Annotated in this window: 11 protein-coding genes; 5 read left to right on the top strand and 6 right to left on the bottom strand. The window is 40.0% G+C overall.

Features of this window, described 5'->3' with window-relative positions; all coding sequences use genetic code 11:
• Positions 1–7 precede the first annotated feature (7 nt).
• Together NSS92_RS14955 and NSS92_RS14950 are read right to left on the bottom strand one after the other, a co-directional pair.
• On the bottom strand, positions 8–1,279 hold the full coding sequence (locus NSS92_RS14955; protein WP_340868906.1) for a GntP family permease: 1,272 nt from the start codon (positions 1,277–1,279) through the stop codon (positions 8–10).
• 118 nt (positions 1,280–1,397) lie between these two features.
• Entirely contained in the window at positions 1,398–2,510 is a 1,113-nt protein-coding gene (locus NSS92_RS14950; protein WP_340868905.1) for a CdaR family transcriptional regulator, read from the bottom strand.
• Positions 2,511–2,670: 160 nt separating this feature from the next.
• Between NSS92_RS14950 and NSS92_RS14945 the strand changes: the two genes are divergently transcribed.
• The 5 genes from NSS92_RS14945 (at position 2,671) to NSS92_RS14925 (ending at position 9,578) form a co-directional block, all read left to right on the top strand.
• Positions 2,671–3,321: a TetR/AcrR family transcriptional regulator gene (locus tag NSS92_RS14945; RefSeq protein ID WP_340868904.1), complete on the top strand. Its 651-nt coding sequence runs from the start codon at positions 2,671–2,673 to the stop codon at positions 3,319–3,321.
• 69 nt (positions 3,322–3,390) lie between these two features.
• Positions 3,391–4,644, top strand: a complete 1,254-nt coding sequence (locus NSS92_RS14940; protein ID WP_340868902.1) for an MFS transporter — start codon at positions 3,391–3,393, stop codon at positions 4,642–4,644.
• Positions 4,641–6,968: an ABC transporter permease gene (locus NSS92_RS14935; protein ID WP_340868900.1), complete on the top strand. Its 2,328-nt coding sequence runs from the start codon at positions 4,641–4,643 to the stop codon at positions 6,966–6,968. Before NSS92_RS14940 ends, NSS92_RS14935 begins: the two co-directional genes overlap by 4 nt.
• 13 nt (positions 6,969–6,981) lie before the next feature.
• Positions 6,982–7,743, top strand: coding sequence for an ABC transporter ATP-binding protein (locus NSS92_RS14930; RefSeq protein WP_267587013.1), 762 nt, complete (start codon positions 6,982–6,984; stop codon positions 7,741–7,743).
• A 656-nt stretch (positions 7,744–8,399) separates the two neighbouring features.
• Positions 8,400–9,578: a Rap family tetratricopeptide repeat protein gene (locus NSS92_RS14925; RefSeq protein WP_267587014.1), complete on the top strand. Its 1,179-nt coding sequence runs from the start codon at positions 8,400–8,402 to the stop codon at positions 9,576–9,578.
• Positions 9,579–9,677: 99 nt separating this feature from the next.
• On the opposite strand, the gene NSS92_RS14920 is transcribed toward NSS92_RS14925, so the two are convergent.
• The 4 genes from NSS92_RS14920 to NSS92_RS14905 form a co-directional block, all read right to left on the bottom strand.
• Complete coding sequence (locus tag NSS92_RS14920) at positions 9,678–10,526, bottom strand: PRD domain-containing protein (protein WP_267587015.1); 849 nt, start codon at positions 10,524–10,526, stop codon at positions 9,678–9,680.
• Between the two features lie 30 nt (positions 10,527–10,556).
• Entirely contained in the window at positions 10,557–12,023 is a 1,467-nt protein-coding gene (locus tag NSS92_RS14915) for a glycoside hydrolase family 1 protein (protein ID WP_267587016.1), read from the bottom strand.
• A 4-nt stretch (positions 12,024–12,027) separates the two neighbouring features.
• The gene (locus NSS92_RS14910; RefSeq protein ID WP_267587017.1) at positions 12,028–13,887 is read right to left on the bottom strand and encodes a beta-glucoside-specific PTS transporter subunit IIABC; all 1,860 of its coding nucleotides are present in this window, start codon (positions 13,885–13,887) and stop codon (positions 12,028–12,030) included.
• 338 nt (positions 13,888–14,225) lie between these two features.
• Entirely contained in the window at positions 14,226–15,119 is an 894-nt protein-coding gene (locus NSS92_RS14905) for a hypothetical protein (RefSeq protein WP_267587018.1), read from the bottom strand.
• Between the last annotated feature and the right edge of the window lie 95 nt (positions 15,120–15,214).

Genomic DNA, 15,214 nt, shown 5'->3' with positions numbered 1-15,214 from the left:
CATGTCCTCAGCCAAACAGCTGGAAAACGCCAAAAATAATGGTCGATACAACGGTTAACGTCAAACCGATCAACGATTCAAAAGGCATGAGCTTCAAACGCTCTTTGATATCCATTTGAACACTTCCTGCTGTTGCATGGAAAAAGCTCCCGTGCGGCATATGGTCAAGCACTGTTGCGCCAGCATGAATCATGGCTGCCCCTGAAAGAGCAGACACACCAAGCCCAATCAGCGTTCCGCTAAACACACCACTTGCTACCGCTGTTCCTGCTGTTGTCGAAGCGGTCGCGGCTGACATAAATATCCCTGAAGTTGGTGCAAGTAAATATGGAGGTAAACCCGATGCATCAAGTGCCTGAATAAACACATCTTTTAAGGAAGAATTCGATACGATTCCCGCTAATGTACCTGTCCCTAATAACATGATCGCGACACCTGACATTTTATGCAGCCCCGACATCGCATAATCATTGAGAAATTTCCCTTTTTTCATGAAAAGAGCACCTACAATCCCTCCAATCGGTAAGGCGATCATTGGGTCTATATTGATTTGAAAAAGTGGTCTTAAAGCCAACAATAAAATGGTAACCAGTGGACCAGCCAGTGCTTGAAAAAAAGCAGGTATTTGAACTTTACTTTGCCCGGTTTCCTCTTCAAGAACGGGTGTCCCTTTGTTTGCAAGCTTTTTAGCTAATACATATGTAACAGCCAACCCGAACACAGCCGGAATGACACCTGCAGCCATCATTGAAGTCAGAGGTACACCAAAAGCGTCTGAAGCGGCAATAGCGTTCGGATTCGGTGACATGATATTTCCTGCCTTCCCGCCTCCAATCATAGCAAGGAGAATCCCCGTTTTTGAGAGCTTTGCGCGTTTGGCAATGGCAATGGCGATTGGCGCTACCGTAATAACTGCAACATCTACAAAAACGCCCACTGTTGTTAAAATCATCGTTGCAAGTGCGAGTGCTAATAGTGCCCTCGCTTCTCCAAGCCTTTTCACGATGGCCTCAGCGATAGATAACGCTGCACCTGATTCAATGAGAACACCAGCCAGTACACCTGCGGCCATAATTCTAAGGACAGCCGGAATCATGTCCTTAGCACCTTCCATCATGACGTTGACGGTCTGAACAATGTCTACACCGCCAACCAAACCGCCTATGAATGCACCTGCCAGCATGCCATAAGCAGGTGATACTTTTTTTAGAATGAGAACAATCGCGATCACAAGCGCCGCCATGGCTCCCAGAGTACTTACCGTCACATCTCCACCCATTCTCAATCCCCCTAAAAATATCTTTCTCCAATTGTAAGCGTTTACCCTAAGGGATTGTGTTGTGAATCTGGATGAACTTTTTTAACTGACCACTCTACCGAATTGTGCATTTGCACAATCAAGATAGTTGATTCAAAAGCTGCGCCATATAAAGCTCGATTAACTGTTTTACATGACGAGGGTCTTTTCCGGTCAATTCTTGAATTTTGTCTAACCGATAACGCAATGTATTCCGATGAATAAATAAACGATCAACAATTCTTTGCAAATCACCGCCCTCTTCAATGTAAATCCTTAATGTATGGGCGAGCTCTGCTTCTTGTGTTAAAGGCTTGTAAAAGTCAGTCCATCGACTGTTCTTTTCAGCAATTCCCGCCATCATGAATAAGCTTTCCAGTTGATAAGACTCAAAGAAATACATACTTTCTTCCGAATCAAGAGCCTTCCCTAACCTCAGGGCATCTCTCGCATGCTGAAAAGAAATTGGCAGCTGGCTGATGTCGTCAGCGACAGTCCCTATCCCCACTAACACTTGGCCTCCTACTGCTTTTTGCATTGTTCTTTGCAGATGACCTGCCACCTGCTTTAATCGATGTTCAGGTATGGGCTGACTTAAAAGAATCAATTCATGACAAAAGGTCATGCCAAGTAAATCATCCGCCTTCTTATCATATTGAATCGCATGCATCAATTTATGAACAGCATCCTCTGAGGATGGAACTGGCTGAAAAACAATAGCCATTCGGCGCTTGTCTAAATCCATCCCCAGCCAAGCAGCTCGATTTTTTAGCTGATGATCCCCAACATCAGAATATGAAATCAACTGATTGACAATTTCACTTTCTATTCGATGACGCCATTGAACCCGCTCAAGCAGAAAAGATTGCTCTAACACCAGTTCAGCCGCCATCTTTACCAATTCGGCATGATGCCGAATGTCCTCTGGCTCGCCAGTAATCCCAATCACACCAACTACTTGTTCATGGAAACAAATAGGCAAGTTAATCCCGGGTTTCACTCCTTCCAAACGCAAAGAGGTCTCCTGATCAATTTCCACACTGTTCCCGCTTGTCAGCACAAGTCGTGCACCATCATGTTTCTGGCCAATCCTGTTTCGTTCACCAGAACCAATAATGACACCATCTGCATTCATCACATTGATGTTTTTATGTAAAATATGCATCGTACGTTCAACCATTTCTTGAGCCAATTCACTGGTTAAAAATTGCATTTCCCATCTCTCCTGAAGGTTTTTTCATTCAATGTATCATAGTGACATTGCACAATAAATACAAAGTGTTCAAAAACCAGCTGTTGACAAAGGTACGTTGAAAAGTGTTTAATCAAATCAAGGACCGACCGACAGTCTAGTTAAAAGAAAGGATGGCTTTATGAGAACCGTTAAACATCCTGAGGAACGTAAAAATGACATATTAAACGCAGCAGAAGCGCTTTTTTCAACCAAAGGCTATCAGAAAACAACGATTATTGACATATTAAAAGCCGTTGGCATTGCAAAAGGCACCTTTTATTACTACTTTGCATCCAAAGAAGAAGTAATGGATGCCATTATTGACAGGATCATCAAAGAAGATATCATCGTGGCAAAGCGTATTGCAGCTGACCCAGACCTTCCAGTCGTTGACAAACTATTTCGTATCATCATGGCGCAATCACCTCAGCAAGGAAGCCATAAACAGGGGATGATCGATCAGTTCCATCAGCCTTCTAATGCAGAAATGCATCAAAAAAGCTTAATCAAAGCCATTAAAGAACTATCACCAGTGTTGGCAGATGTCATTCAGCAAGGTGTAGAGGAAGGGACATTCAAAACGAAGTATCCTCAAGAAACGGTTGAATTCCTTCTTGCTTCTGCACAGGTCATATTTGATGAAGGCCTGTTTCAATGGACAGCCGAAGAAAGTATACAACGCGCTTTAGCTTTTATCGATATACTCGAATCCTCATTGCATGCAGAAAAGGGAAGCTTTTCCTTCCTGCTGAAGCGATTATCTGGGGAGCCGGATGAAAATAATCAGTGATTGGTCACTTCAATACCAATCCTGCATACATTATAGACTGACGGTCGGTCTAAAAGGAGAGTGATATTTATGTCTTTGTTATCCAAAAGAGGGGCATCCCACTTTATCTACCTCGTTCTCGGACAGATTATTTCCGTTTTCGGATCTTCTCTCATTCGGTTTGTTCTATCTTTACACGTACTGGATATGACGCATCGAGTTGATTTATATGCCTTACTTTTCGCTTTATCCAATATCCCGCTCCTTCTCTCTCCGTTAGCTGGTGCAATCGCTGACCGGTTTAACAGAAGGAACTTAATGATTTTGTTTGATGTTCTCACCGGCATGATGATTCTTGCCTTTTATTTTTGGTTATTCTCGGGAAATGATTCACTCTATATGATTGGAGCTGTCATGATACTGCTTGGTGTGATGAGTACGTTTTATGCTCCCGCTGTGATGTCCAGCATTCCACAGCTAGTGAAACAAGAGCAATTAGAACAAGCCAACGGCATCGTCAATGGCGTTCAGGCGCTTTCAGGTGTTCTCGCACCTATTATCGGCGGAGTTTTATACGGAATGATTGGAAGTCAATCTATCATCGGTGCCAGTGCCATCGTATTTTTTCTATCAGCCTGCATGCTTTTACGGTTAAACATTTCCTTCTCCCCTAGTCCGCTGACAGAGTCCATGGGCAAAGTGCTCATAAAAGATATGAAACAAGGATTTTCTTATATTGGCAGCCAGCCATTTTTAAAAAGAGCCATGCTGCTTGCTGCAATGTTAAATTTCATCCTTACACCATTTTTTATCGTAGGGGGTCCAATCATTTTAAGGGTCACAATGAAGAGCAGTGACATCATGTATGGAATAGGCATGGGTTTAATTGAGTTCGCTGTCATCGCAGGGGCTCTGCTAGTGGGGCTTCTAGCGATGCATTGGCGCATTCCTACTTTATATCGCTGGCTTCTTGTCATCGCAATCATCTTACTGCCTGTGGCGTTCTCAACATCCAAAACAGCTCTTCAATTTGGTACTTATCCAGCTTATTTTCTCTTTTTAGCAGGATGTCTTCCAATTGCTATGCTGCTAACTATGATCTCAATCGTTGTGATTTCACATGTTCAAAAGAAAACACCAAATCATCAATTAGGAAAAGTGATGGCCAATCTGACAATGGTTTCTCAATGTGCTGCTCCGCTTGGCCAAATGATGTATGGATTCTTGTTCAATACGTTTTCAGCCACCATGTATGTGACGGTGCTCATCGTCAGTACTTTCATGTTTGCACTAGCCTGCTTAACAAAAAATATGCTTCAGCATGAAGGAGAATCAGCCTCATGAGATTAGCGTTTATAAAGCAAGACTTAACCCGTCACCGTCTTATTTCAATCGGCTTAACCATTTGCATCATGATGACTTCATTTCTCGCAACAAGTGCAGCTCAAATGATCGTACAGCTGAATGGTTCCATTTCTGGCCTGCTCCATTCTGCTAAAGCGCCAGATTTTGTCCAAATGCATGACGGCGACCTAAATGAAAAAGACATTGAAGCATTTTCAAGCAAGCAACCCATGGTAAAAGCCCATCAAATCGTCCCAATGATACCAATTGAACATGCAAACATCAGGTTCGGACATGAGCCTGCCAAAGCAGGTGTGATGGATCATTTATTTGTGAAGCAAAATCGTCATTTTGATTTTCTTTTAAACGAACAAAACGAAAAGCTCACTGTCAATAAAGGTGAAGTGGCTGTCCCAATTTATTTTCAACAAAAGTATCATCTCAACATAGGTGAAACGTTACTGCTTGAGAAAGGAGCTAATCAATTCACCTTTCGCATCAAAGCGTTCTTGCGAGATGCACAAATGAACCCCAGTCTTGTCAGTTCAAAAAGATTTCTTCTTCATAACGAGGATTGGGACGCAATAAATCAAGTGTTTCAACAAAAAGAGTACTTAATCGAATTTTTACTACAGGATGCCGCGCAGACAGATACTTTTCAAGCAATCTATCAATCATCACAGCTGCCTCAACAGGGCCCAGCTGTCACATTACCTTTGCTGCGTATGCTGAATGCATTGACAGATGGAATGGTCATTGCCATTCTCCTTCTTGTTTGCCTGCTGCTCATCAGTATAGCCCTTCTCTCTCTCCGTCTTGCTATGACGGCTTCTATAGAAGAGGATGAACGTGAAATTGGCATACTGAAGGTGCTTGGGATCCCTTTAACAAGAATCAAGCAATTATACGTTGGTAAGTATGCCGTGCTTGCTTGTGCAGGTTGTATAGCAGGATATGTGTTAACGCTTATATTTGGTGATATGTTTACGGCCAATATTCACCGATACATGGGGAATCAGCCTTCTTTTACTCATTGGTTAATCCCGCTTTTTGTTTCTATTGCGACGGCAATGAGCGTCATCTCTTGCAGCTATGCTGTCCTAAGAAAGTTTGGTCAAATATCAGCTGCTCAAGCACTTCAAGGCGTTATCAATTCACCGGGTCATAAGAAAAGAATACCTATGCACCTCAAGAAAAGCAGGTTCATACCAATCAATATTTGGCTTGGTTTAAAAGACCTGATATCACGAAAGAAGTTGTACACAACGATTTCTTGTATTATTGCACTCTGTACATTTTTAATGCTCATGCCTATTCAGCTATGGCATACCTTACAATCACCGGATTTCATCACATACCTTGGCTCTGGTAAAAGTGACCTTCGAATTGATATACGCCAAGGAAATCATCTAGCGAAAAAGACAAACGAAATAGAATCAATGATTCGTGAAGATCAGAGTATTCAAACAGCAGCCATCTATGAAACTACTTCTCTTCAGGTGAAATCAAAGGAGAACACATTAGAAACGCTCTACTTAGAAACAGGTGAGCTCTCAGCATTTCCCCTCAACTATTTACAAGGACGACAGCCTTTAAAGAATGAAGAAATTTCCTTATCCGTATTAAATGCAGATTCACTTCAGAAAAAGATAGGAGAAAGAATCACTCTCGTAAATAATGGGCATGAAATCCAAAGAACGGTGACAGGTATTTATCAGGACGTGACCAATGGAGGCAAAACAGCAAAAGCAATATCACAGCCATTTCCTCAAACAGCTCTTTGGCAAACCATTCAAATCCAACTAAAACCAGGAGTAAATATTGCAGAGAAAAAGACAATATTTGAAAAAAAGGTATCTCCTGCAAAAGTGACAGATATGAAAGAATACGTTCATCAAACGATCGGTAGCACAGCAGCTATTGTAAAAGTCATTGCATTTTTTGCTGCTTTAGCTGCCTTTGGAACCGCCAGCTTAATGCTATTCATGTTTCTGCACATGTTAAAGGCGAAAGATTCGAGCCGAAACCACATGTTAAGAACAATTGGATTTTCTAAAACAGATATAACAGCACAATATATAACAAGTTTTATCGTTGTTCTCTCTTTTGGCGCCTTTATTGGAACAATCGCAGTCAATACCATTGGTCCTGCTTTGATGAGTGTCGGTGGAGCATCATTAGGGGCGTCGAGCCTTCAGTGGCTGTCACCACAATGGGTGTCGTTTGTGTATCCACTCACACTATTTATTGTCAATTTAGCTTTGACCACCTGGTTATCGAAGACGTTTTTTTCTAGTCCAACGACAAGGCAAAAACTTTTATAAGGAGATGTTTCACATGGAACACTTGATTGAAACGAAGCGATTGTCTTTGCATATCAATTCAGTAAAAGGACAAAAACAAACCATTCTTAAGGATATTCATTTATCGATAAAGCGTGGGGAATTCGTGACCATTATGGGACCTTCTGGATGTGGGAAAACATCATTACTTTATCAGCTTAGCGGCATAGAAACAGCTTCAACGGGAGAAATCAAATATAAAGGCCGATCACTATCAGAAATGACAGACAAACAGTTAACTGCTCTGCGCTTAACAGAGATGGGGTTTGTCTTTCAGCACAGCCACTTATTAAAAAATCTTAATCTATTTGACAACATCATCGCTGCAGCTTATTTAGCAAAGAAAAAGCCAAGACAAGAAGTGAATGAACGAGCTCAATATTTAATGGAAAAACTTGATATTGATCATTTAGCAAATAGATATTTAACAGAAGTATCGGGAGGACAACTTCAACGAGCCTCTATCTGCCGAGCGCTCATGAATGAACCAGACATACTTTTCGCTGATGAACCAACAGGTGCTCTTAATTCCAGTACAACAAAAGAAGTGATGAATGTTTTTTCAAGAATCCACTCTGAAGGAGCAACACTGCTGCTTGTCACACATGACCCCAAGGTGGCTCTTCGTTCTGAAAGAATCATGTTTATGAATGACGGAGAAATTGCAGCCAGTTTACAACTAGGAAGATATGATCACTCAACTGCCGAGAATCGAGAAATGAGATTAAATCAATGGCTGCAAGATTTAGGTTTTTAATTTGAGAACAAACAGGCAGGAAACTGCCTGTTTTACTTTTTCTGGCACTCAAACGAGTAATCCATAGATAAACTATTTGTTTCTAAGATGATTTTGCCCCCAGCTTGTTGACAAGATTCTGTCAGCAGCTCAATTTCTTTGCTATAAAAGTATCTCTTTGACATATAAAGAGTCACTAAAACAAGTAACAGAGTCATGATAATGACTGTGATTTGTCTGTTTAAGCTTTGAAATCTTTTTTTCATTTCAACATCCTTTCTAAAAGGTCAGAGTTTGTGTTTAATACTTACTTTTGTCTGCATCTATCAGTTTCTTATCTCATGATCTAGCAACATCATACCTGATTTTCTTTCATAGATCGACCTTCCATTTTCCCTCTGAAATAGCTAAAATTGCTTTATTCCAAATATACGAGTGATATTTTCGTACATCATCATAAAATCCATTGTATATATCCCTTTTTTAGACTTCCAAAAAGAGATTTTATTCATTTGTGCTACCAAGCAATCACACTTACAATATCGTACATCACATGACCTTAGGTCCTTTTTATTACCTCTTGTCAATCACCTCACCGAAACGATTATATTTTACCAAAAATTGTGATATCGTTTTTTGTGAAACAGGTGAAAGGAACTTAAAGAGGTGAAATTTCCATGGCTATCATTTCTGCTGAACAGGTGGGGAATCGTTTAAATGATTGGAGAATTGCAATCCGCAAGCATGATGTACACAGTGCAAAAGCAATGTATACAGAAGTAAAGGAATTACTTCAAAAAATGGAAGAGAATCAGGAGGTCTTGACCTATTACTCATTGCTAGAAGGCAAGTATAAACTCATGTTATATGAACGGAGAGGTACAAAACTGAAAGAACAGACAGAGCCAGATTGCCCCTCTAAAACAAACGACTTAATTGAATACTATTTTTACCTATACAAAGCCCTTTACGCTTCATATAAAAGAGACTATGCATCAGCTATTGGACTGTTTAAAATTGCCGAGAAAAAACTACAACACATTCCTGATGAAATAGAAGTAGCAGAATTCCATACGAAAATCGCCAACTTATATATGCTGCTTCGTCAAAGCCTGATTTCTCTACACTATATTCAGAATGCTATTGATATTTTCAAAAGTCATGAAGGATATGAGAGAAGACTAGCTGCAGCCTTTGTCATCGCCGCTGCTAATTATATGGACATTGGTGACTTTATAAGAGCAGAAGACTACTACAAAAAAGCATTACACATCGCAGACAGTCTCAACGATCATTTTCTAACATCACAGCTTTATCATAATATCAGCATTTTGTACGCCGAAGCTGGCGAATCAAAAAAATGTATCGATGCCCTAGAAAAGGCTCTTAGTGATGAAGACTATCTCTCTTCGTGTTACTTTCATCACTCCATGTACATGTTAATGAAAGAGCTGCTTTCTATCGATGAAAGGACACAAGCTCTCTATTACTTCGAATTGGTGAACCAAAAACATGAATCAGAGAAATGCCCCATCTATACAGCAAAAATGAATTTGCTTTACCATCTATATTTCACTGAAGATATGGCTCAAAAAGCCCAAGCCTGTTTCGATGAAATCAGCATTCTTAAAAAATTAAAAGATGCTGAAGGAGCCTGTGAATTAAGTGCATTAGCTGCAAAACACTTTGAAGAGCTGGGAGCAATTCATCAAGCCTATCTCTTTTTAAAGGAAGCTGATCGCATGAAACATCCTATCATTGACTGGGGGAATTCTAATGAAAAAAATGAGTTTATTGATTATCACTTTGACCATCGTTGTTTTAGGACAAACAGGGGCTTTCAATTCATTAAATGATTCAGATCCTGGTACAACAGAACGACCTATCGGAACTTAATATAAACATTGGTCATACAAAGAACCACTCGCCGCATCAGAAGGCAAGTGGTTCGACATTTATTTTAGTTGCTGATAAGATATGAGGCGGTGTATATGTACCGCAAGATAAGTAAGCTCATCATTAGGAATGACAATACTATGCACCTGTTTAATATAATCTTTGATTTTAAAAGCAACATCCATCGCTTGAGGGTACAAGTGTGCAATTTGTTCAAATAACTCATTTTCTTGATCTGATAATAATTTATTTGCATAAAGTCTTTCTACAAAGAATTTCACATGTGTAATGAACCTGCTGTAATGAATATTCTCTTGATCCATTTTCATATTCAACGTATAGCGTACAAGATTGACAATACTCCCGATCATCTTGGCATATTTCATACCATCTTTCGAATCGGATTTCTCACTTAATGCATTAATTAAGTGAAAGGCGATATTAGCAGCTTCTTCTTTTGGTAATTGTATGCCCAATGTGTCATTGACTAACTCAAGTGCGTAATTCCCTACTTCAAATTCTTCCTTATAGTAGTTTTTGATTTCCCAATACACACGATTCGTAATATTAATATTCTTTTTATGACGTTCCACTGCAAAATTCAAATGATCCATTAAGGTAAAATAAACACCTGAATTTAAAGTTGAGTTTAAACGTTTTTCTGCATATTGGACGATGTGCTGAGTTAAATCGATAAACTCCTGAGGCATCGAATCTAGCAGTTGAAGAAATTCTTTTGCTCTCATGTTATCGACTGACATAAAGACTTGGTCCGCTTTTTTCTCTTCGATCATTTGACCTGGTTTCTGTCCATAGCCAATTCCTCGGCCGAACAAAACCATCTCCTGTTGGTTCTGATCTTCAGCCAGGACCACGCTCGAGTTTAAAACTTTTTTGATTTTAAACATCGTCATCACCTGTTTTCATGATTGTGGTGTTCAATCAAGCGATTCACCATTTGTCTCAATGACTTTTTGGTACCAATAAAATGAGTCTTTTCGAGATCGTTTTAATGTCCCGTTCCCGTCATCATCTTGATCGACGTGAATGAAGCCATAGCGTTTTGACATTTGTGATGTACCTGCACTAATAATATCAATCGAGCCCCAGCTCGTATATCCAAAGAGATCGACGCCTTCTTCAATCGCTTCTCTCATTTGACGGAAATGCTCTTTAAAATAGTTAATACGATAGTCGTCATGGATAGAGCCATCACTTTCAACTACATCCTTTGCACCCATGCCGTTCTCGACAATGATAAGAGGTTTTTGATAGCGATCATACAATTCGATCAAAGAAATTTTCAGACCAACCGGATCAATTTGCCAGCCCCAGTCAGTTGAAGGAAGATAAGGGTTTTTGACCCCACGAATTGTGTTTCCTTCTGTCTCTTCTAAACCTTCTTGGGCTGATTCCGTTAAAGACATATAGTAGCTAAATGAGATAAAATCTACTGTGTTTTCTTTTAAAATGGTAAGGTCATCTGCTTCCATTTGAATATGAATATCTTTTCTCTCAAGCATGCGCTTGATCAGCGCTGGATACTCGCCAAACACCTGTACATCTGCATAGAAATAGTTTTCTAAGTTTTGTTTCAAAGCTTGTTCCACATCATTCGGGTGGCACGTATGCGGATACGTTGTCAATTTTGTCAGCATACATCCTACCTGGCTTCCTGGGATGATACGATGGCAATCTGCTGTTACGAGAGCAGATGCGACAAATTGATGATGAAGTGCTTGATACACCGTCTCCTCTACTTTTCCTTCTGGGCAGCGATCAGGAATAATTCCCGCTGTAATGAAAGAGTGGCGGTGAATACTATCAATTTCATTAAAGGTGAGCCAATATTTCACATCATCTTTATAACGTTCGAAACAAACATTGGCGAACTTCACAAAGAGGTCGATTACTTTTCTTTCAACCCAGCCGTTATATTTCACACTAAGCGCTAAAGGCATTTCATAATGAGAGAGTGTCACGATCGGTTCTATGTTGTGTTTTTTCATTTCTGCAAAGACACGATCATAAAATTGCAGCCCTTTTTCATTCGGTTCTGCTTCTTCTCCAGTAGGGAAGATACGACTCCATGCAATAGAAATGCGAAGTGTTTGAAATCCCATTTCAGCAAAGAGAGCCAAATCCTCTTTATAGTGATGATAGAAATCAACACCTCTGCGTTTTGGGTATTTTTTATCGTCTGGATCTTTTATCGCACGATCTATATTTTCAGTGGTAACAGCAAGATGACCTTCATAATCTTCTACACTCAAGTTGGAACGGTACATTGCAATATCTGCAACAGACGGTCCCTTTCCACCTATATTCCAGGCGCCTTCTGCCTGGTTAGCAGCAATAGCGCCGCCCCATAAGAATCCTTTTGGAAAACCTTTGATTTTTGTCATATAATTAGCCTCCTAATTGTGTAACAACCATCAATGTATCTTGACGATTGACCTCTTGTAATGGCTGTACCTTAATATCATATTGATCTGTATTTGTGATTACAGCAAGTGTTACTGGATCATATCCTGCTTCCATGATTTTTTCTAGATCAAATTCAATCAATAAATCACCCGCTTGAACACGATCTCCAGCCTGCACTTTTGGATGGAAATACTGTCCTTCCAACTGAACGGTGTCAATGCCGATGTGGAATAATACTTCAACTCCATGGTCCGTCTTCATACCAAGTGCATGGTTTGTTTCGAACAGCAAGGTCACCTCACCATCTACTGGTGCATAAAGTGCTCCTTTTGATGGTACAATGGCAATTCCGTCTCCCATGATCTTTGAAGAGAAAATATCATCTTTCACTTCAGATAGAGAGATCATTTGACCAATCACAGGACTTTTGAATGTTTCTCCTGCTCCAATTTTTTCAGCAAACCCAGTTTGGTCCTTTGTCTTTTCTTCTACTGTTCGATCTTTACCTAATACAAAAGCAGCGATAAAGGCGACAATAAACGAAATGACTGCTCCAATGATAGCAAACATCAGATTTCGCGGAAGCTCATCTGATATAAACATCGACATACTTGCTAATCCAGGGCCAACAAGCACAAAAGCTTGTATACCAACTAATCCAATGAAAATCCCCCCAACAAACGAACCTATCATGACACTTCCAAGGACTCGTTTATTTTGAAGTGTTACACCGTATAACGCCGGCTCTGTGATACCAAAAAATGCTGAAATCCCTGCCGAAATGGCTGTTGATCTGAGCACCTTGTCTTTTGTGCGTAGTGCCACAGCGAAGCACGCTCCACTTTCCGCAATATTATGCGCAAGTGATGCCGGTAAATAAAGTGCTTCTTTCCCAAGGGTTCCCATCGTTGTGACTGCATAAGGGACCATTGCTTTGTGCATGCCTGATGCGACCATGAATGGGAGGACCGCTGCTAAAATTGCGACAGCTACCCAGCCTACTGTATTAAACATTGCAAGAATAATTGATGAAAAACCTTGTCCTGCTGTAAAACCAATCGGTCCTAATAGAAGTAACGTAACTGGTACAGTAATGACCAATGACATCATCGGAACGAAGAAAATCCGAATTGGTTTTGGTGAAAACCGCGTAAAGAATTTTTCCATTTGCGCGTAAAGCAATACAGAAAGGATTGCTGGGAACACTTGATACGCATAAGCTATATTTTTCACGTCGAATGACATCAATTGCGCACCTTCAGTAAGCATAGCCGTCATGTTCGGAAGAAGGAGCGCACCGACTGCTGATAGTGCGACCAGTGGATTTACTTTTAATTTATTCGCCGTCGTTACAGCGACTAGTAAAGGCAGAAAGTAAAGTGGTGCGTCCCCTACCATGTTTAGTATTTGATAGGTTTGTCCCTTTGCATCCATCCAGCCTAATAAAGAGAAAAGGAGAAGAAATGATTTTAAGATTCCTCCGCCTGCGATAGCTGGTACAAGAGGCTGGAAGACACCGACAATGAAATCTAACAGAACTGTGCCTGCTTTTCTTTTTTCTTTTGGCTGATTGGATGGCACGTCTTGGTTTGATGAGCTGCTGCCTATTAAACTTGTTACCTTTTGATACACTTCAATGACATCATTCCCAATCACCACTTGGCATTGTCCTGACATTCTGACAGCTATAACACCCGGTGTTTTTTCTAGTGCTGGTACATCCGCTTTTTTCTGATCAATTAGCGTGAAGCGAAGTCTTGTTGAACAGTGCTCAAGGTGCGCAATGTTTTCTTTGCCGCCTACATGCTGTAAAACGTCTTTGGCAACTTGTGTGTAATCCATTTTTCTCCCCCTTTTCTCATACATGAGACCTATATTTCGGCAATAAAAAAAGGACCTAAAACGACAAATAATAGAAATTCATCGTTTTTAGATCCTGCCTGCATGACCAGTCACATGTCTAATTTATTCATATTGGATTTGTTTTTAGTATATATTGATTATATGAAAGCGTCAACATTTATTTTTCTGAAAATCATTAAGGTCTATATACCTAAATTACTCTTCTTTCATTGTTGAAGTAACCTCCATACAATAAATATCCTTTTATCATTCACCAAAAACTATTTTCATCTAAAAAACCAGATAAGTTTAAAATGACCCATCTGGTTTATCATCATCTATTTTTTCTGTTCTTCAGCCTTCTTTTTGAATGCTTCCGTTTGTTCTTGATATTCCTCTTTTGTGACTGCTTTAAATTCTATTGTACCGCCTGCCATTTTAAAAGGAAATTTAATTGATGTTGCATCTCGGTCAGTTTCCCCTAAAATAAAACCCTTTTCAATTGCTGGATAAGTACTCAAATCAAACATTATTCCATCTGAAACACCACCGGCTGTATGTTTCGTTTCTTTATAAGGTTCACCACCATCTCCTGGGACCGTTCTCATTAGAAAAGAACCTGCCCATTCAGACTGCATATACATCCGTTTTACTTTTAGAAATAGCTGGTATGAACCATCCTCCGCCGTATACAGATAACCATAAGCGCCTGTTACTTTCTTAATGAAGTTTCTTACATAATCATGAAATCTATTCTCAGTGTCCTCCATCAATTCATCATATCGGTCATGAATGTCCTTTTGAACAGCACGTAGTTTTGTTTGATCAACTGCTTTGTATGTGATGCTTTGCTTTTCACCTTGTTTTTTCACAGAAAGATCTTTTTCAGCAAGGTGAACTTTATATGTGATCGTCTCTTTCCCTTGCTTCACTTGAAATTCGTAACCGTTTTCAACAGTTTTGCCAGTTAATTTATATTTGTTGATAAATAGGTTAGGATCAAAATGTCTTTTTGGGTTTTCCTCCAAAATGGTTTCATTCAGATAACCTGTGACTTTCCCTTTTCTCTCCGTTACCTTGAACCAGTTCACACCCTCTTTTGTCTTATGCGCAAAGGCGTAGGATTGATCCAATGCACTCTTTTTTCCGATTGCTTGATAGGCTGACCAGCTGACTGCACCAACGATTAATACCGTCAGTACAGTCACAATCCATATTTTCGATTTACTCATACGTACCCCTCCAATATATGATCTGATGAATAATCATCCATATATATGAATGGTCCATCTTCCCAATTAACAAAATCAGGTAAATTATCACCCCC

This window comes from Bacillus sp. FSL M8-0166 (assembly GCF_038008825.1).
Lineage (GTDB): Bacteria > Bacillota > Bacilli > Bacillales > Bacillaceae > Bacillus > Bacillus safensis.
Note: the sequence above shows the minus strand (reverse complement) of the source record. Positions and strands in the feature narration are given on the sequence as shown.